We start from the raw sequence: 18811 nt of genomic DNA on the forward strand, positions 1-18811 counted from the left end.
TCCGCCCCGCGCACGGCGCGAGGACTTAACATCACACGGTCCGTGTAGAGCTACGTGTCACGTCACCAGCCGATCCGGGGGGCGCGACGTCGCTCCGCCCCCGTCCGCGGACGGGCCAGATTCGCGACGACACGATGACCGACGCGGCGCTCTACTTCACGGGTCCGGAGACCGTCGAGGTGCGGGAGACGTCCGTCGGCCCGCCGGACGCCGACGAACTGCTCGTCGACACCCGGGCGTCGGCGATAAGCGCCGGGACGGAACTGCTCGTGTACCGCGACCAGACCCCGGGAGACTTCCCGGCCGACGAGACGCTCGACGCGCTCGACGGCGACCTCTCGTACCCCCTCCAGTACGGGTACGCCGCGAGCGGGGTCGTCAGCGAGGTCGGCGCGGACGTGGACCCCGACTGGGTCGGTCGGTCGGTGTTCTCGTTCGTCCCTCACCAGACGAGCTTCCGGACCACCCCCGACTCGGTGGTCGCGCTCCCGCCGGGGACGGAGCCGGCCGTCGGGTCGCTCCTCCCCTCGGTCGAGACCGCGACGAACATCGTCCTCGACGCGGCCCCTCGGCTCGGAGAACGGGTCGTGGTGTTCGGCGCCGGCGTGATCGGGCTCTGCGTCACCCGGCTGCTGGCCGCGTTCCCGCTGGAGTCGCTCGTCGTGGTCGACCCCATCGAGCGTCGTCGGGCCCTCGCGGCGTCGTTCGGCGCCGACCGGACGACGACGCCGACGGCTCTCGACGATCCCGCCGACGCGGGCCTCGGCGGTTCGGGCGCCGCGCTCGACGACGCGGACCTCGCGGTCGAGCTCTCCGGCCAGCCGAGCGCGCTCGACGACGCGCTCGGCGTCGTCGGCTACGACGCGCGGATCGTCGTCGGGTCGTGGTACGGCACCAAACGCGAGCCGATCGGGCTCGGCGGGCGGTTCCACCGGGACCGCATCGACATCGTCTCCAGTCAGGTGTCGACGATAAGCCCCGAGCTCCGGGGGCGCTGGGACCGCGACCGACGCATGGACGCGGCGCTCGAACGGCTCGGCCGGATCCCCGCCGACGAGCTGATCACCCATCGGATCCCGTTCGAGCGCGCGGCGGAGGCGTACGAGCTGCTCGACTCGGCGACCGACGAGACGGTACAGGTAATCTTAGAGTACGAGTGAACGGCCGTCGCGGTCACCCGCGGTCGGGGAGGCGCCCGCTGACGGCGAGGTAGTCGCGCGTAAACACCGCGAGCGACGGGAGGAGGACGACGGGCGCGACGGTCCACACGAGCCCCGTCGGGACCGGCGGGACGAGCGCGACCGTCACGAACACCATCTGGACGCCCGCGAGGTACTTCCCGAGGTCGCTGTCGGGGAGGTCGCCGACGGGGAGCCCGCGGACGTGGCGCAGCCACACGGCACCGCGGAAGACGTACCGCGCGGCGGAGATCGAGAGGTACCAGACCGGCAGCAGTCCCCACAGGACCGCCACCAGCGGCGCGGCGACGAACCCGAAGGTGTCGAACGCCATGTCGAGCCGGCGGCCGATCTCGGTCTCCCGGCCCACAGTCCGGGCGAGGACCCCGTCGAGCCTGTCGAGGGCGACGCCGGTCCCGTAACACAGCGCCGGCACCCACGCGAGCGTCGTTCCCGACGGGACGACCGCGAACCCGGCGACGACGGCGTACAGCGCACCCCGGACGAGCGTGACCGCGTTCGCCAGCCCGAGCAGCCGCCGCCAGAACCCTCCGGCCAACCGCTCCGGGTCGAGCCGGTAGCCGACGTACCAGAGCTGGCCGGCCCAGCAGCCGCCCGCGACGACGGCGGGAGAGAGCCCCCACCGGCCGGTCGCGTCCATCGGATACAGCCGAAAGAGGAGCGCCGCGAGCGCGACCGCGGCGAAGAGCGGGAGCCCGACGCCGACCCCGACGCGGAGGGAGCGCCGCCGGCGTGCGCCGGCCATCTACTTGTCACCTCCGGCGGCGGTACCCGCGACCCCGGCTGCGCGCCCGCGCCGCGGTCGGCGCTTCCGAGTCGACACGGCTACCGGCGCAGTAGGAGGACCAGTACGGCGATCAACGCGACCTGTGCGACCTTGTCGACGGCGCCGAGCGTCCCGACGTCGGCCGGGAACGACTTCGCTCCCCCGGCGAAGTTGATGACGTACCACAGGACGATCTGGACGAGCGTGAAGGCGATCCCGACGGCGTACACCGTGCGACGCCGGTAGTCGATCGCGAGGAGGACGACGCCCCCGACGAACCCCAGCCCGGCCAGCACGAAGCTGATCCCCATCGGCGAGGGGAACATCCTGACGCCGAGGAGGAGGTGGACGGCGGCGGAGACGAGGGCGGCGGCGATGCCCACCCAGTGGAGGCCGTTCAACGAGCCGATGTCGACCGCGGACTGCCGCGCTTCGGTCGTTGCCATACCACACGCACGGGCTTCACTCACATAGAAATACCGCCCCAGACCCCGGTGTCCGATCGCCGCCGACCGTCACCGCTCGAAGTCGGGGTCCCGAAGGGCGTCGACGCGCGCGATCTCGTCGGCGGCCAGCCGCTCGCTCCCGGCCGCCAGGTTCGAGACGACGTGCGACTCGGTGGTACTCGACGGGATCGGGACGACCCCCTGCGAGGCGTTCCACGCGATCACGACCTCGGCGGGCGAGAGTCCCCGATCCGCCCCGATCGCGTTCAGGGCGGGCTCGTCGAGGAGGCCGGGCGCCGACAGCGGCGAGTGCGCGACCACCCGGATCCCGCGCTCGCGGCAGAAGTCGATCAGATCGTTCCGGGGGCGGTAGGGGTGCCGCTCCACCTGTACGAGCGCCGGATCGACCGTCCCCGCCTCCAGCACCGTCTCCAACTGCGCCCGCGAGACGTTACAGACCCCGAGCGTCCGCGCCCACCCCCTGTCGTGAACGGCCTCCAGGTTCTCCCACGCGGTCGCGAGCGACACGTCGTCGGTCGCTGGCTCGCCGTCCGCGTCCTCGGGGAAGGTGAGCGCCTCCTGCCGCTCGACCGGCCTCTCGGCGAGGCGGCGAAGCTCGCCCCGGTGTTCGAGCGCCGAGGGCCAGTGGAGCGCGTAGCAGTCGAACGCGTCGATCCCCAGCTCCTCGCGGCTGCCCGCGCAGGCGGCGAGCAGGTGCTCGCGGCGGTGGTTCGTGCGCCACGCCTTCCCGAGGAGGAACACGCGCTCGCGGTCGGGCGCGCCCGGCGCGGCGAGCAGCTCCCCGATCCGGTGTTCGTTGCCGTACAGCTCGGCCGAGTCGAGGAGGCGGTAGCCGGCGTCGAGCGCGGTCGCGATCGAGTCGGCGCGCTCGACGTACTCCCCGTCGCGGTAGCGCGAGCAGCCGAAGCCGACGGCGGGGAGGCGGACCGCGGCGGCGCCCTCTCCGCCTCCCCCGCTCCCGTCACCCGCGGCCCCTCCGCTCGCGTCGCCCTCGCCCGACGCCGCCGGCCGCACCACCGGCGCCGGCGGCGGGTCGGCGGTCGCGCCGCAGTCGTCGACCGCGACCGGGCCGTCCCCCTCGGCGGCGGCCTCGATCGCGTTACAGACGGCGACGACGTGGGCGCCCCGTCGTCCGCCGGCCCGCGACGGGGACCCGGCCTCGACCGACGCGGCGAGGCGTTCCACGGCGTCGACGTACTCGTAGGGTTCGGTGGGCGAATCTGGCGGCGCGCTCACGTACTCCCGGCCGACGCGGCCGAACCGGACGCCGTCGCGGTCGTCGTCCATCGCACCGGTCCCCTTCAGGTACAGCGAGCCGTCGTCGCCGTGGAGCTCCAGCCCGTAGAACTCCCGGCTCCGGTGGGGCGCGTAGAAGCTTGCCGTGAGCCTGACGGTCGGCCCCGCCGCGAACGCGAGCGTCGCCTCGACGTGGCTCGGCGTCGACGGTCGGCGCTCCTCGCGCTCGGGCCACACGTCGAGCGCGTCGGCGACGCGGACGCGCTCGACCGGCCCGAACCACGCCACCAGCAGCGCGAGGGGGTACACCGCCCCGTCGTACAGCGGCCCGATCTCGAGGAAGGAGTCGGGCCGGTCGTGCCAGTCGGTGACGCGGCCGACGTGGGCGTGGGCGTACCCCAGCCCCACCGGGCCGAGCCGCCCGTCGGCGAGGAGTCGGCCCGCGCGGCGCTGCGAGGGCGCTCGCGGCGTCCCGGGCGCGCAGCCGAGGGCGAGCCCGCGGTCGCGGGCGAGCGCCACCAGCGACCGCGCCTCGTCGGCGTCGAGCGCGAGCGGCTTCTGCGAGTAGACGTGGCGGCCCGCTTCGAGCGCGGTCCGCGTCACCGCCGCGTGGGCCGCGTGGCTCGTCAGGTTCACGACAAGCGGCGCGTCGACGCGCTCCAGCGCGGTCTCCAGGTCGGCGAACGACGGGCAGCCGCGGTCCGCGGCGAGGGCGGCGGCGCGGTCGGCGTCGAGGTCGACGACGCCGGCCAGCGACAGCGAGCTCTCGGGCAGGCCGGCGGCGTACTCCGGCGCGATCGCCCCCGCGCCGACGAGCAGGCAGTTCACGGTCGTACCGAGGCGGCGAGACGTATAGGTGTCTCGACGGCGGCGGGGCGTCGACGAGGGCGACGGTGGCGCTCCCCCCGGAGCGGTTTAGTCGCCTCGCGACAACTCACGGTCGTGACGGAGCCGGGCATGGGCCGCCTCGGGACCGCCTACCTGCGGGGGTTACAGGCGATCGGTCGGCGGCTCGACTACGGGACGAACGCCTTCGACCGCGAGTGGGACGTCCTCGTCGTCCTCGACGCCTGTCGGGCCGACCTGCTGCGCTCGGTCGCGCCCGACTTCGAGTTCCTCGGCGAGGTCGAGACGGTTCGATCGGTCGGGAGCTCCTCCTCGGAGTGGTTGGAGAACACCTTCGTTAACCACTCCGAGACGGCGCGGACCGCGATGGTCACCGGGAACACGTGGACCGACCGCTACCTCGACGCCGACGCGTTCGCCGCGCTCGACGAGGTGTGGAAGTACGCGTGGGACGAGGGGGCGGGAACCGTGCCCGCCGCGGCCGTGACCGACCGGGCGATCGCGCTCGCTCGGGAGCGCGACCCAGACCGGCTCGTCGTCCACTACATGCAGCCGCACCACCCGTTCGTCCCCGACCCCCTCGACGGCGACGACGGGCTGGCGCGGACCGGGAGCCACAGCAACGCGGGGAACCCGTGGGTGCTGCTCCGGCGCGGCGAGGTCTCGGTCGAGCGCGTCTGGGCGGCGTACGAGGCGAACCTCCGACACGTCCTCGGCGAGGTCGAGTCCCTCGCGGCGAACGTCGACGGGCGGATCGCGGTCACCGCCGACCACGGCAATTGCTTCGGCGAGTGGGGGCTGTACGGCCACCCGATGCACGCGCCCGTCCCCGCGCTGCTCGCCGTCCCGTGGGCGACGGTCGACGGCGCGGACGAGGGCGGGCGTGAGCCGACCCTGACGCCGCCCGAGCCGCTGCCGGTGTCGCGAGTCCACGGCGGCGAGGGCGAGACGGACCGGGACCGGCTGCGCGCGCTCGGCTACTTATAAACGGCCTCGTCGCCGCTCGCCTCTCGGTATAAATACCCCGGCGCGGCGAGCGTCCTTCCGCCGCCCTCCGGCTTTAGGTTGCTCGCGCCCGTGGATCTGTTCATGTACGCGACGACGGTGCTGACGGACTTCGTGGCCCAGCACTACCTCACGGTCGTCGACGAGGGGCCGGAGAGCGTCCCGCACTCCCACCACTTCGAGGTGGAGCTGACCTTCCGCGGCCCCGAGCTGAACGAGCACGACTACCTCGTCGACATCGACGACGCCGACGCGGCGCTGGCCGAGCTCGCGGACCGCTACCGCGACGAGCTGCTCAACGACCTCCCCGAGTTCGAGGGGAGAAATCCCAGCGTCGAGCGCTTCGCCCGGGTGATATTCGAGCGAGTGACCGACGCGGTGACCGACGAGACCGTGACCGAGCTGGCCGTGACGGTCTGGGAGGACGACGCGGCCGCCGCGGCCTACGACGCGCCGGTATGAGGGTCGGGCTCGCGCTGTACGGCAGTCTCGACGAGCGGTCGGGCGGGTTCCGCTACGACCGGAAGCTTGTCGAGGGGCTCCGAGCCGCCGGCGACGCGGTCGAGATCGTCGAGCTCCCGTGGCGGGCGTACCCGCGCGGGCTGCTGGACAACGCGCTCCCGGGGATCCGCGACCGCCTCCGCGTCGACGTCGACGTAATGTTACAGGACGAGCTCGCGCACCCCTCACTCCTCCGCGCCAACCGCGACCTGCCGTACCCGGTCGTGAGCGTCGTCCACCACCTGCGCGCGAGCGAGCCGCGTCGGCTCTCGCCGCTGTACCGCGTCGTCGAACGCCGCTACCTCGCGACCGTCGACGGCGTCGTCTGCAACAGCGCGGCGACCCGCGACGCCGTCGCCGCCCTCGGCGTCGATCCCGAATCGACCGTCGTCGCGCCGCCCGCCGGCGACCGGTTCGACCCCGCGATCGACGACGACGCGATCGCGGCGCGGGCCGCGTCGCTCGACGGTTCCGACCCCGAGCCCCTCCGAGTCGCGTTCGTCGGCAACGTCGAGCCGCGGAAGGGGCTCGACACGCTCGTCGAGGGGGTCGCCCGCGCCGACGCCGCCGTCGACCTCACGGTCGTCGGCCGGGCGGTCGACGAGTCCCACGTCGCCGACGTGCGGCGACTGGTCCGGGAGCGGGGACTCGGCGACCGCGTGCGCTTCGCCGGCCGGCTGTCGGACGCCGAACTGGCCGACGCGCTCCGCGAGAGCCACGTCCTCGCCGTCCCCTCCCGGTACGAGGGGTTCGGAATCGTCTACTTAGAGGGGATGAGCTTCGGCCTGCCGGCGATCGCCTCGCGGGCGGGCGGCGCGAGCGAGACGGTCGCCGACGGCGAGACGGGCGTCCTCGTCGACCCGGACGACCCGGCCGCCGTCGCCCGCGCGCTCGACGGGTTCGCGGCCGATCCCGACCGGCTCGCCGAGATGGGCCGCGCCGCGAGACGGCGGTACGAGCGCCACCCGGACTGGGAGGAGACGACGGCCCGCGTCCGTCGGCTCCTCGCCGACGTCGCCGACGCGCCCGACGCCGTCGACGCGGCCGAACCGGAGGTGTCGGCGTGACGGGGACCGACGGCGGTCCCGCGGACGGCGACGCCCTCGCCGCCGACGACGCCGCCTTCCGGCGCTACCTCCTGGCGAAGCGCACCGTCGACGACCGGGCGCTCGACCGGCGGCTCGTCGGGACCCTCCGAGAGCGGCTCGCGGACCGCGCGGCGGCGCGCGACGGCCCTCTGCGCGTCTTGGAGGTCGGCGCCGGCGTCGGGACGATGATCGCCCGGCTGATCGACTGGGAGGTGCTCCCGCCCGGGGAGACGCGGTACGTCGCGGTCGACCGCGACCCAGACGCGCTCGCCGGGCTGGGTCCCTTCCTCCGGGAGTGGGCGGCGGAACGAGACGCACCGACGTCCATCGACGATGGCGGCAGCGGCGACGACGCGCTCGTCGTCGAGACGGATGAGCGCACGGTCAGGGTCGAACCCGTCGCCGCCGACGCGGTCGCGCACGCCGAGGCGCAGGCCGGGGAGTCCGACGCGCTGATCGGGATGGCGCTACTGGACGTGCTCGGGCTCGACCGGCTCGACCCGCTGCTCGACGCGCTGGCGCCCGGCGGGACCTACTACTTCCCGATCACCTTCGACGGCGGGACCCGGTTCCGCCCGGCACGTCCCGACGACCGGGCGATAGAGGATCTGTACCACCGGCACATGGACGAGAAGCCGGGCGGGAACAGCCGCGCCGGCGGCGCCGCCCTCGCGCGGCTGCGCGAGGCGGACGGCTCGGACCTCCTCGGGGTCGCCGGCTCCGACTGGGTCGTGCGCCCGGCCGACGGCGAGGCCGGCTATCCGAGCGACGAGGCGTTCTTCCTCCGACACATCCTCGACACCGTCGAGGCCGCGGTCGGCGAGGTGATCGCCGACGGGGGCGATCCGATCCCGATCTCGGCCGCCGACCTCGACGCGTGGCACGATATTCGTCGCGGACAGGTCGATTCCGGCACGCTCGTCTACCTCACCCACCAGCTCGACCTCATCGGTCGCGTCGACGGTGATGGCGGCGTGTGAACAGCGCCCCGGTGGCGTCGACGGCGGCGCGTGAACGGCGACCCAATCAGGTCGCCGCCTCGATCGACTCCAGCAGCCGGCACTTCCGGCAGACGTCGCGGCTCGTCTGCGAGCCGCAGCGCTCGCACTCGCGGAGGCCGGAGTCGTCCCCCTCGTCGCCGCCTTCGTCGTTCTCGTCGTCCCCGCGGTACGCCTCGGCCGCGAGCGCCGAGAGCTCCTCGTAGCCGGCCATGATCGAGTGGCGCGCGCCGGGGTGGTTCTCCTCTAACTCGTGGATCGTCGACTGGATCTCGCCGCGGTACGCCTCCTCGGCGTGCGGGCACTCGGCCATGTGGGTCGGGAGGTCGCGGACGTGGCAGTATAAGGCGATCTCCTTTTCGGGCACGTCGCGGAGCGGCTTGGCGCGCGGGACGAACGCGTCGGTCTCCGCGCGCTCGTCGAACGGGCCGAGCGACGCGTCGAAGTGTTTCGCCACCTGCCGCACGTCGCCTTCGAGGAAGTTCATCATCGCCGTCTGCGCCTCGTCGTCGAGGTTGTGGCCGGTGAGCAGCTTGTCGGCGTCGAACTCGGCGGCGTAGTTCTCCAGGAGGTCGCGGCGGAACACGCCGCAGTACGCGCAGGCGGCCATGTCCTCCGGGTCGTCCTCGACGACGTCGTCCATGCGCACGTCGAACTCCTCCTCGTAGGAGACCAGCTCGTGGCGCAGGGAGAGCTCGTCGGCCAGCTCGACGCAGGCGTCGACGCTGGCGTCGCGGTACCCCTCGATCCCCTCGTGGATCGTCAGGGCGAGCATCTCGACGCGGGGGTCCTTCCCGAACACGTCGTCTAAGATCCGCGTCAGGGCGACGCTGTCTTTCCCGCCGGAGAGCCCGATCACCCAGCGGTCGGGGTCGTCGGGCGTCGCGTCCGGATCGAGGAGGCCGTCCTCGCGGACCCGACGCTTCACGCGCTTCTCGACCGACTCCCGGAGGTGGTGGCCGCAGAGGTGCGCCCCGGAGTAGGCGGCGTGGTGGATCGCATCGCTCCCGCACTTGTCGCACTCCATCGGTGTCGGGTTGCGGTCGCGCGGGGATACCCGTTTCGGGCCGGCTACGTGAGGGAGGTACCGGAGGTGGGTGGAAGCGACGTCGATTCGAACGCTCCCGAGGCGACGGCCATTTATAAATGAACAGTCGCTGGCGGAACGACGGCGAACGCGGTCGAAGCCTCAGCCGATCACCTATAAATCGTCACTGGTAGATCGGCTGAAAACGCCTCCAAATCCCCAGTCGTCCATTTATAAATGATTACTGACAGATCGGCAGCGAACACCTCCAAAGCCCCAGCCGCTCGCTTATAAATGAGTGCTGACAGATCGGCAGACAACACCTCCAAAGCCCCAGCCGCGAGGACTCGCGCGGCTCGCTGCGGTCCTCAGTCGCTCGCTTCGCTCGCTCTTTGTGGTCCTTGCATCGCCGTGCTTCGTCCTCGCGGCTGCCCCTTTGAGTCCCGCCCCGCTCCGCGACCGCACCTCACGCCTCCCCAGCCTCGTCGCTCACGCCCTGCGGGCGTTCGCGACTCCCTCGCGCGTGCCGTCTCGCGGTCGCCGGGGGCGACCGCTCACGGGCACGCGCCACGAGGGTAGTGTAAACGAGCGTTCGACGTCGACAACCCCCGGCCGGTTGTCGCCGGTTCCGACACCGGTTTGTCGCCGGGCCGTCCCGGATCGCCGTGAGCGATTCCCCGACCGGGGTCGACCGCGACCCGGAACCCCGTCCCCTGCGCGAGGACCCGCCGGCGGAGAGCCGCCGGACCCGGCTCTGGCGGCTCGGGTTCAACCTCCTCCCGGCATACCGGGGCACGGGCGCGCGCGTCGACCACATCGCGGGCGACTGGCGCTACGTCCGGATCCGCGTGCCGTTCAAGTGGCGCACCCGGAACGCGGTCGGGACGATCTTCGGCGGCAGCATCTACGGCGCGATCGATCCGGTTTACATGACGATGCTTCAGCGGACGCTGGGCGACGAGTTCACGATCTGGGACAAGTCGGCCGCGCTGGAGTTCATCAAGCCCGGCCGCGAGACGTTGTACGCGGAGTTCGACCTCCCGGCCGCCGAGACCGAGGCGATCCGCGACGCGCTCGGGCCGGGCGAGTCGACCGACCGGAAGTACCTCGTCTCGCTCGTCGACGACGAGGGAGAAGTCCACGCGGCCTGCGAGAAGACGCTGTACGTGCGCCGCGACGAGTAGCCGGGTCGAGTCCGGGCGTCGAAGTTAGGCCGCCGCGGCCGCGACGAACGCCTCTTCGACCGTCTCGACGAACCGGTCGGGGTGCTCGACGTGCGGGAGCAGCCGCGCGCGGTCGAAGACGACGAGGCGGGCGTCGGCGGCGTCCGCCAGCTCGCGGCCGTCCGTGAGCGGGCTCACGGTCGCCTCCCGGCCCCAGACGATCGTCGGAGGGACGTCGAGGTCGGCGAGCGCGGCGGCGAGGTCGACCTCGCTGTTGAGCGTCCCGGAGATGAACGAGGCGGGCGCGAACCGCGCGTTCTCGACGTGGGTCGTGCGCCACTCGTAGTCGGTCCACTCCGCGCTCGGGTTCGCGGGGTCGTCGTAGCCGTGGTCGGCGTTGAAGTAGCGGATCGACGGCTTCGCGGTGATGACGTTGAACAGCGCCCGTCCGACCAGCGGCGCGCGGAACAGCTCCCGCAGCCACCCCTTCGCCGGGCTCGGCCCCGCGGTCGCCGTCGGGCAGACGCCGACGAACCCGCTCAGCTCGACCCCGCCCTCCGTGTCTCCGCCGTCGACCGCCGCGGCGGCGTACGCCGCCGACAGCGAGGAGGCGACGACGGCCGGCTCGTCGAACTCGGCGAGGAAGTCGCGGACGAAGTCCTCGTACAGCGCGGCGGAGTACCGGAGCGGCGGCCGGTCGGAGCGGCCGTACCCCGGGAAGTCGGGCGCGACGACGTGGTAGTCGGCCGCCAGGTCGTCGAACACCGCGCGCCACTCCCCGGAGGAGCCGGCGGCGTTGATCCCGTGGAGTAAGAGGAGATCGGGGTCGTCCGGATCGCCCGCCTCGGTGTACGCGACGTCCATCCCGCGCCAGCGGAAGGTGCGGTCGTCGCCGTCGAGCGGGGACTCCAACTCGCCCTCGTACCGGAGGCCGGTGTTGATCGCGGCGAGCGCGCCGACGCCGAGGACGACACTGCCGAGGAGGTTCCTGAGCTTCATGGAAACCTGTTGGTTCGCTGGCGACTTATACTCGTGGGACGCGGCGGCGCCGTCGGTCGGGTCGAGCGGGCCAGTTGGGCCCGCGGCCGCGACGGGCAGGCCGGTCCGCGACGCGCCCGACCCTCAGTCGTCGCGCTCGTCGCCGGCGGCGCGCTCCTCGTCGACGCAGTCGGCTATCGGGCCGACGATCGCCTCCGCGACCGCGTACGGGTCCGTCTCGCGGTCGCGGACCCGCTCCGCGAGCCGGTCGATCCCGCCGTGCCGCTCGATCTCGGCGGTCGCGAGCGCTCCCACGTCCGCGCGCACGAGCGTGCGGATCTCCGCGGCGTACCGGCGCCGCTCGGTCGTCTCGATCTCGCCGGACTCCCGGAGGTACGCCGCGTGCGCGTCGAACGCCTCGATCAGCGCCGCGACCCCCTCGCCGCTGTTCGCGACGGTCTCCAAGACCTCGGGCGTCCACGACTCGTCGGAACCGTCCGCGTTCGCGTCGGCATCGCCCGCGTGCGCGTCGGACTCGCCGTGCCCGGAACCGTCCGCGTGATCGCCGTCGTGGTGGCCGCCCTCGTGGTGGCCGTCGCCGTGCCCCGCCGCGGATCCGCCCGCGCCGGTCGAGGCCATCGAGGCCGCGCCGTGGTGGCCGGCGCCGCGCCCGGTCGTTCCGCCCTCCCGGCGGTGAACCATCTCCTCCAACTCCGCGACGGTCCGCTGTGCGCCGTCCATGTCGGCCTTGTTGACGACGAAGACGTCGCCGATCTCTAAGATGCCGGCCTTCAGCGTCTGGACGTCGTCGCCGGAGCCGGGCTGGACGAGGACCGCGACCGTGTCGGCGGTGCGGACCACGTCCACCTCGTTCTGTCCGGCGCCGACGGTCTCTAAGACGACCACGTCCTTCCCGAAGGCGTCGAGCGCCTTCACGGCGTCCGCGGTCGCGGTCGAGAGGCCGCCGAGCTGGCCGCGCGCGCTCATCGACCGGAAGAACACGTCCATGTCGCCGACGTTCGACCCCATCCGGATCCGGTCGCCGAGGACGGCCCCGCCGGTGTACGGCGAGGAGGGGTCGACCGCGATCACGCCGACGGTGTCGCCGCGGTCGCGGTAGGCGGCCGCGAGCTTGTCGACCAGCGTCGACTTCCCGGCGCCCGGCGAGCCCGTGATCCCGATCACGTCCGCGCCGCCGGTGTGCTCGTGGAGCGCGGAGACGATCGCCCGGTACCCCGGCGTCCGGTTCTCGATCTTGGTGATGACGCGGGCGAGCGCGCGGTGGCTCCCGGAGAGGAGGTCCTCGACGAGCGCGGCGTCCGCGTCGGTGAGCGACGGCGCGTCCGCGAACGCGGGTGCGTCCGGCCCGGCCATCTACGCGCGCTCCGGGACGTTGTTCCGGATGAACTCGATCGTCTCCTCCATCGGCGTCCCGGGACCGAACACCTCGGCGACGCCCAGCTCCTTCAGCTCGTCCTCGTCCTCGTCCGGGATGATCCCGCCGACGAGGACGAGGGTGTCGTCGAACGCGTCGTACTCCTTCAGCCCCTCGATCACCTTCGGGACGAGCGTGTTGTGCGCGCCCGAGAGGATAGAGATGCCGAGGACGTCGACGTCCTCCTGGACCGCCGCCTGGACGATGTCCTCCGGCGCCCGGTGGAGCCCGGAGTAGACGACCTCGAAGCCGGCGTCGCGGAACGCCCGCGCGATCACGTGTGCCCCTCGGTCGTGGCCGTCGAGCCCGACCTTCGCGACCAGACACCGGACGGCCCGTTCCTGCTGTTCGGCGCTCATACACCCTTCTGGGTCGCGTGCGGGTTTGATTCTAACGGACGATGGGGAAGGTTCGGGCGAGCCCGTCCGAACCGGATCCGCGACCGACGCGTTGAACGCGCGGGCGACCGTACTCCGCTCAATGACCGATAACGCCGAGGGCGACTCCGCCACGGCCGCGAGCGACCGCGACGACCGACTCCCGGCCGAGACGCGGATCGGCCGCGCCGCGCTCCGGGTCGCCGACCTCGACGAGACGACCGCGTTCTACCGGGACGTGGTCGGACTGGCGGTCCTCGACCGCGACGCCGAGCGCGCGACGCTCGGGGTCGACGAGACGCCCCTGCTCGTCTTGGAGCGCGACGCCGACCGCCCCGCCCGGAGCCGGACCGACGCCGGGCTCTTCCACACCGCGTTCCGGGTCCCTTCGCGGGCCGCGCTCGGCGAGGCGCTGGGGCGCGTGCGGGAGCGGTGGCGGCTCGACGGCGCCTCCGACCACCTCGTCAGCGAGGCGCTGTACCTCGACGACCCGGAGGGGAACGGCGTGGAGATATACCGCGACCGGCCCCGGGAGGAATGGCCCGTCGACGACGGCGGAACGCCCCGGATGGCGACCGACCCGCTCGACGTCGAGGGGGTCGCCGCGGCGGCGGCCGGCGAGAGTGAGGAAGGCGGCGCTGACTCCGCCGCCCTCGTCGACCGCGCCCCCGCCGGCACGGACGTGGGGCACGTCCACCTCGAAGTGACCTCGCTGTCGGCGTTCGAGGCCGTCTACGTCGACGGCCTCGGCTTCGAGGTCGGGATGAGCGGCCCGGACGTGCGGTTCGTCGCGGCCGGCGGCTACCACCACCACCTCGGCGCGAACACGTGGCGGGGGCGGACGACCCCCGCCGCGGGGCGCGGGCTCGCGTGGTTCGAGGCGGTCGTCCCCGACGCGGCCGCGCTTGACGCGGTCCGGGACCGACTCGACGCGGTCGGGGCCGACGGCGGCGCCCAGTTCGCGGTCGAAGAGCGAACGGACGGGGTCACCGTGACGGACGCCGACGGCATCGAGGTCCGGGTCCGGGCAGCGGAAACCCAGTCCTTATAAAGAAATACGGTGGCATCGCCGGCGGCGTAGCCGCCGGCTGCCAGAGGCGCGTCGCGCCTCCCTGCGCGCCTGTGAGCGGCCGCCCTCGGCGGCCGCGAAACAGCGCGTGCGAGGGAGTCAGTCGCCTCCGCTTCGCTCCGGCGACTAACGAGGTTGGGGAGGCGTGAGGTGCGATCCCGCGAGCGACCGGAGGGAGCGAGCGGGAGTACGGAAGTCGCAGCCCGCGCAGCGAAGCGAGCAGGACCGTCTTCCGGTAGTGCTGTGCGGGGCGGGACTCAAAGGGGCCAGCCGCGAGGCCGCCGTAGGCGACGTAAGCACTGGAACGAGGGAGCGAACGCAGTGAGCGACCGAGTGAAGCGCGCAGCGAGCGTACGGCGGCCTCGCGGCTGGGGCTTTGGAGGCGTCCACCGTCGATCTCTTGAGGCTTCCGAAGGCGTCGAGACGAAAGCCGGTCCGCCCGCGCCGGGGCGAACCGCGAGCCGCGCTCAGTAGATCAGCTCGTCGTCGTTCTCGATCATGTACAGCGTCCGCGCCGCGACGTTGACCGCGTGGTCCGCGATCCGTTCGAGGTCGCGCACCGCGAGCAGCGCCTGCGACACGTCGTCGAGGGAGGCTTCGAGCGCCTCGCCGTCCGTCGGCGCCGCGCCGTCTCGGGCCGCGTTGCGGGCGCGGTCGGCCTCCAGCAGCTCGCGGACGACCGCCTCGCTCGCCTCCCGACAGCGCTCGTCGAACGCGTCGTCGCTCGCCGCGATCTCGCGACAGGCGTCGGGGTCGCTGGCCGCGTAGGCCGCGACGGCGTCGCTGACCATCTCGCGGGCCGTCTCGCCGAGGGCGCGGGCGTCGACCGCGGGGTGAACGCCGCCCTCCGGGCCGCCGTACGCCGCGAGGTTCGTCGCGAGGTCGGCGACGCGTTCGAGGTCGGTGATGATCTTGAAGGAGGCGGCGACGAGCCGGAGGTCGCCGGCCACCGGCTGCTGGAGCGCGAGCAGCTCCGTACACTCGTCCTCTAAGTCGAGGTACGTCTCGTTGACCTCGTGGTCGCTCTCGATCACCGAGCGGGCGAGCTCGTCGTCGCCCGAGACCGCCGCCTCGACCGCGTCGTCGAGCCGGTCGCAGACGGTCTCGCCCATCGCGACCACGCCGTCCCGGAGCTCGTCGAGCCGCTCCTGGTAGTTCTCGCGGGGCATCTACCCGAACTTCCCCGTGATGTAGTCCTCGACGCGCTGCTCTTCGGGGTCCTCGAATATCTTGGTGGTGTCGTCGTACTCGACGAGCCGGCCACCGGTGAGGAACACCGCGGTCCGGTCGGAGATGCGGGCCGCCTGCTGCATGTTGTGCGTGACGATGATGACGGTGTACTCCTCCGCGAGGTCGTCGATCAGGTCCTCGATCTTCGAGGCCGCGACGGGGTCGAGCGCGGAGGTCGGCTCGTCCATCAGGATGACCTCCGGGTCGGGCGCGATGGCGCGGGCGATACAGAGCCGCTGCTGTTGCCCGCCGGACAGGTCGAGCCCCGAGGTGTCGAGCTGGTCTTCCACCTCGTCCCACAGCGCGGCGCGCTTGAGCGACTCCTCGACGCGCTCGTCGACATCGCCCTCGTATCCTTGAATCTTCAGGCCGTACGCGACGTTATCGCGGATCGACTTCGGGAACGGGTTCGGCTTCTGGAACACGATCCCGATCTTCCGGCGCAGGGCGACCGGGTCGACGTCGTCGTCGTACACGTTCTTGCCGTCGAACTCCACGTCGCCCTCGACGCGACAGACGTCTATCATGTCGTTCATCCGGTTGATACACCGGAGGAACGTCGACTTGCCGCAGCCCGAGGGGCCGATCAGCGCGGTCACGTCGTGCTCGTTGATTTCCATCGAAACGCCGTCTAGCGCCTGTTCCTCGCCGTAGTAAACGTCTAGATCGCGCGTCTCGATGACGGTGTTTCGGGCGGAGAGAGGCGCGCTGCGCGACTCCTCGTCGCCGGTTTCGATCGTCGTCTGTATCTTCGGGGAAGTGTCTGATTCGCTCATTCGTTAGGTCTCACGTGCGTACTTGTTTCGGATAACGATTGCCGTGGCGTTCATTAGCAGCATCAGGATAAGCAACACCACGGCCGCTGCCGGGACGACGCCGTGTCGGAACTCCGGCTTCGCGTTCGCCGACGCGGCGAAGATCTGTAGGGGGAGCGCCGTCGCACTGGAAAACAGCCCGCTCGGCGGGCTGTACTTCGTCGTGGCGACCGCGATGATGACGAGCGGGGCCGTCTCGCCGATCGCCCGCGCCAGCGCGAGGATCGTCCCGGTGAGGGTCCCGGGAATCGCCTCGGGCAGGACGACCTCCCGCAGCGTCTGCCATCGGCTCGCGCCCATCCCGTACGACCCCTGTCGGAGGTCGTCGGGAACGGAGCGCAGCGCCTCCTGCGTCGAGACGATAACGATGGGGAGGATGAGCAGCCCGAGCGTCCCCGCCGCGGAGACGACGACGCCGGTTCCGAAGCCGAGGGTCCGCCGGAACAGCGCGAGTCCGAGCAGCCCGTACACGACCGAGGGGACGCCGGCGAGGTTCGAGATGTTCACCTCTAACAGCGTCGCGAGCCGCCCGCGAAGCCCGGTGTCCGGCGCGTACTCCTCCAAGTAGATCGCCGCGCCGATTCCGACCGGGAACGCGAGGACCGCCATGAACCCGACGATGATTATCGATCCGACGATCTGCGGGTAGACGCCGGCGTTACTCGCGGTCAGCCCGTCCCACGACTCCAGGAGGAGGGTCGGCGTGAGAAACGTGTCCGGATTCTCGATCCCGAACCGCGAGACGACCGCGGCGCCGAGCAGCGTGCCCCCGATCGGGACGAACGGCCCCGCGACGCCGACGCGCCCCTCGGGATTCGTTCGGACCGACCGCGCGACGACGTAGCCCGTGGGGACGACGAACGCCGAGAAGAGGACGACGAAAAGCGACGCGTTGGCTCCGGTAACGATCGACGCCACCGCGACGGCGAACCCGCCCGCGGCGACGGCTCCCCCCGCGACGGCGCCGGCGCGACGATCGCGACGCGAGGCGGTCAGCCACGCGACGAGGAGCGCCACCGGGACCGTGACGAGACCGAAGTACATGATCCACTCCGCGGCGATCCCGAGCGGCCCGCTGATCGGGCCGTCCACCAACGCCGCGAGCCCGATACCGACGAGGATCGACACGGGAACGAGCGGGCCGGTGTATGCCCAGTCGTCCTTCGTCCGATCGTACGCGACGACGAGGACCGGGGGGAGCGACGCGAAGTAGGCGTAGAGAAACACGTCGTAGGGACTGAGCGCGTCGACGACGGCGTACGTGACGAAGCTCAAGAGCAGCCCACCGAACACCGCGGCGAACGTCACGGCGTTCGTCTCCCGCACCGCCGGTCTCCGACGGGCGTACAGCGTGAACGCCGCCGTCGGCGCCACGAGGGTGCCGAAGTAGACGAGGAACCACGACGGCGACGCGGTTCCGGGTTGGAACGCGTCGTTCGAGATCTGCGCGAACAACGCGAGCAACGAGACGATCCCGACGAGCGTCGCCGCGACGAGCGCGACCTCGAAGAGCTGTCCCTTCAGCTGTTGGATCCGGAGTGCGGTGGTTTGCCCGAGTCGGTCGCCGGTAGTGTCTTCGGTTGCCATGTTAGTACTCCTCCCGGAATCGACGCCGGACACCTTCTGCGAGCATGTTCATCGTCAGCGTGATCGCGAACAGCGTGATGCCGAGCGCGAACATCGCCTCGTACGTGGGACCGCTCCCGTACGAGTCGGCGCCGGCGATCTGTACCATCGCCGCCGTGATAGTCTGACTCGACTCCGCGAGGTTGCGGAGGACGTTCGGGAAGTACGGCATCTGCGGGCTCATCCCCATCGCCATCGTGACGGCCATCGTCTCCCCGATGGCTCGCGAGAGCGCGAGCACGTACGACGCGACGATACCGGAGGTCGCCGACGGGACGACGATCTTCGTCGAGACGTCGAACTTCGTCGACCCGAGCCCGTACCCCCCCTGTCGGAGGCTGTCCGGGACCGCACTCAGCGCGTCCTCGCTGATCGACGAGACCATCGGGATGATCATGATCCCGACGACGATACTCGCGGAGAGCGCGTTGAACGTCCCGAGCGACGGCATGACGAGCGTGAACTCCGGGAGGACCGGAACGCCGGCCGGGACGAGCTGTACGGAGAACGGAAGGAAGGCGTCGATCATCGGTGTGACGTACACGAGCGCCATGTAGCCGTAGATCACGGTCGGCACGCCGGCGAGGATCTCCAAGGCCGGTTTCAGTATCGACCGGGCCTTGTCGCTCGCGTACTCGCTGAGGTAGATCGCCGCCGCCAGCCCGACCGGCAGCGCGATGAGCGCCGAGAAGATGGTGACGATGAGGGTCCCACTCACTAGCGGGAGCACCCCGTAGTCTTGAGCGATGACGGGGCTCCAGCTCGTCCCGGTGAAGTACGCGACCGGCGATATCTGCGACCAGAACGAGATGGCTCGTCCCGACAGCGCCAAGATGATCCCGACTGTCACGAGTATCGTCAGGACGGCGCACGCCGCGATCAGACGGCCGTAGAGCCGCTCTTTCCGGACGACGAACCCGCTCCGTTGGAGCGACCCGAGTCCGCTCTCCGATTCCTTGCTCATGTAGATTGGTAAAACGGAAGG

General features: G+C 71.6%; 18 protein-coding genes. 7 read left to right on the top strand and 11 right to left on the bottom strand.

What is annotated here, in order from left to right; translation table 11 throughout:
• The first annotated feature begins 134 nt into the window (after positions 1–134).
• Positions 135–1160, top strand: a complete 1026-nt coding sequence (locus tag CPZ01_RS05520) for a zinc-dependent alcohol dehydrogenase (protein WP_096393809.1) — start codon at positions 135–137, stop codon at positions 1158–1160.
• 13 nt (positions 1161–1173) lie between these two features.
• On the opposite strand, the gene CPZ01_RS05525 is transcribed toward CPZ01_RS05520, so the two are convergent.
• From CPZ01_RS05525 to CPZ01_RS05535, 3 genes are all read right to left on the bottom strand, one after another.
• Positions 1174–1944 carry a CDP-alcohol phosphatidyltransferase family protein gene (locus CPZ01_RS05525; protein WP_096393810.1) on the bottom strand — a complete coding sequence of 257 codons (771 nt, stop codon included), beginning with the start codon at positions 1942–1944 and terminating at the stop codon, positions 1174–1176.
• A gap of 80 nt (positions 1945–2024) precedes the next feature.
• Positions 2025–2411: a DUF7475 family protein gene (locus CPZ01_RS05530; protein WP_096393811.1), complete on the bottom strand. Its 387-nt coding sequence runs from the start codon at positions 2409–2411 to the stop codon at positions 2025–2027.
• Between the two features lie 69 nt (positions 2412–2480).
• Positions 2481–4496: an aldo/keto reductase gene (locus tag CPZ01_RS05535; protein WP_096393812.1), complete on the bottom strand. Its 2016-nt coding sequence runs from the start codon at positions 4494–4496 to the stop codon at positions 2481–2483.
• A gap of 129 nt (positions 4497–4625) precedes the next feature.
• Here CPZ01_RS05535 and CPZ01_RS05540 point away from each other — a divergent pair, with 129 nt between their 5' ends.
• The 4 genes from CPZ01_RS05540 to CPZ01_RS05555 all read left to right on the top strand — a co-directional run bounded on the left by CPZ01_RS05540 (position 4626) and on the right by CPZ01_RS05555 (position 8088).
• Positions 4626–5501, top strand: coding sequence for an alkaline phosphatase family protein (locus tag CPZ01_RS05540; RefSeq protein WP_096396142.1), 876 nt, complete (start codon positions 4626–4628; stop codon positions 5499–5501).
• 102 nt (positions 5502–5603) lie between these two features.
• Positions 5604–5981, top strand: a complete 378-nt coding sequence (locus CPZ01_RS05545; RefSeq protein WP_096393813.1) for a 6-pyruvoyl trahydropterin synthase family protein — start codon at positions 5604–5606, stop codon at positions 5979–5981.
• Positions 5978–7087, top strand: a complete 1110-nt coding sequence (locus tag CPZ01_RS05550; protein ID WP_096393814.1) for a glycosyltransferase family 4 protein — start codon at positions 5978–5980, stop codon at positions 7085–7087. The genes CPZ01_RS05545 and CPZ01_RS05550 overlap by 4 nt, the downstream gene beginning before the upstream one ends.
• Positions 7084–8088, top strand: coding sequence for a hypothetical protein (locus CPZ01_RS05555; protein WP_096393815.1), 1005 nt, complete (start codon positions 7084–7086; stop codon positions 8086–8088). The genes CPZ01_RS05550 and CPZ01_RS05555 overlap by 4 nt, the downstream gene beginning before the upstream one ends.
• A 46-nt stretch (positions 8089–8134) precedes the next feature.
• Here CPZ01_RS05555 and ncsA read toward each other — a convergent pair whose 3' ends face one another.
• Positions 8135–9133: a tRNA 2-thiolation protein NcsA gene (gene ncsA / locus CPZ01_RS05560; RefSeq protein ID WP_096393816.1), complete on the bottom strand. Its 999-nt coding sequence runs from the start codon at positions 9131–9133 to the stop codon at positions 8135–8137.
• Between the two features lie 665 nt (positions 9134–9798).
• Between ncsA and CPZ01_RS05565 the strand changes: the two genes are divergently transcribed.
• Entirely contained in the window at positions 9799–10317 is a 519-nt protein-coding gene (locus tag CPZ01_RS05565) for a DUF4442 domain-containing protein (RefSeq protein ID WP_096393817.1), read from the top strand.
• Between the two features lie 24 nt (positions 10318–10341).
• Here the strand turns inward: CPZ01_RS05565 and CPZ01_RS05570 are convergent, their stop codons facing one another.
• The 3 genes from CPZ01_RS05570 to CPZ01_RS05580 form a co-directional block, all read right to left on the bottom strand.
• Complete coding sequence (locus CPZ01_RS05570) at positions 10342–11295, bottom strand: alpha/beta fold hydrolase (RefSeq protein ID WP_096393818.1); 954 nt, start codon at positions 11293–11295, stop codon at positions 10342–10344.
• 123 nt (positions 11296–11418) lie between these two features.
• Positions 11419–12648, bottom strand: a complete 1230-nt coding sequence (gene meaB, locus CPZ01_RS05575; protein WP_096393819.1) for a methylmalonyl Co-A mutase-associated GTPase MeaB — start codon at positions 12646–12648, stop codon at positions 11419–11421.
• Positions 12649–13068 carry a cobalamin B12-binding domain-containing protein gene (locus tag CPZ01_RS05580; protein ID WP_004595202.1) on the bottom strand — a complete coding sequence of 140 codons (420 nt, stop codon included), beginning with the start codon at positions 13066–13068 and terminating at the stop codon, positions 12649–12651.
• Positions 13069–13189: 121 nt separating this feature from the next.
• On the opposite strand from CPZ01_RS05580, the gene CPZ01_RS05585 reads away from it, so the two are divergent.
• Positions 13190–14137 (top strand): VOC family protein, encoded by a 948-nt coding sequence (locus CPZ01_RS05585; RefSeq protein ID WP_096393820.1) that lies wholly within the window; start codon positions 13190–13192, stop codon positions 14135–14137.
• A gap of 485 nt (positions 14138–14622) precedes the next feature.
• Here CPZ01_RS05585 and CPZ01_RS05590 read toward each other — a convergent pair whose 3' ends face one another.
• Genes CPZ01_RS05590 through pstC form a run of 4 tightly spaced genes read right to left on the bottom strand, consistent with a single transcriptional unit; the run spans position 14623 to position 18790 of the window.
• On the bottom strand, positions 14623–15324 hold the full coding sequence (locus tag CPZ01_RS05590; RefSeq protein WP_096393821.1) for a phosphate signaling complex PhoU family protein: 702 nt from the start codon (positions 15322–15324) through the stop codon (positions 14623–14625).
• A complete protein-coding gene (gene pstB / locus CPZ01_RS05595; protein ID WP_096393822.1) occupies positions 15325–16161 on the bottom strand; it encodes a phosphate ABC transporter ATP-binding protein PstB in 837 nt (278 codons plus the stop codon).
• 3 nt (positions 16162–16164) lie between these two features.
• Complete coding sequence (gene pstA, locus CPZ01_RS05600) at positions 16165–17787, bottom strand: phosphate ABC transporter permease PstA (RefSeq protein WP_096393823.1); 1623 nt, start codon at positions 17785–17787, stop codon at positions 16165–16167.
• 1 nt (position 17788) lies between these two features.
• Positions 17789–18790 (bottom strand): phosphate ABC transporter permease subunit PstC, encoded by a 1002-nt coding sequence (gene pstC / locus CPZ01_RS05605; protein ID WP_096393824.1) that lies wholly within the window; start codon positions 18788–18790, stop codon positions 17789–17791.
• Positions 18791–18811: the final 21 nt, after the last annotated feature.

The sequence above is a fragment of the Halorubrum trapanicum genome (genome assembly GCF_002355655.1).
In the GTDB taxonomy this organism is placed as follows: domain Archaea; phylum Halobacteriota; class Halobacteria; order Halobacteriales; family Haloferacaceae; genus Halorubrum; species Halorubrum trapanicum_A.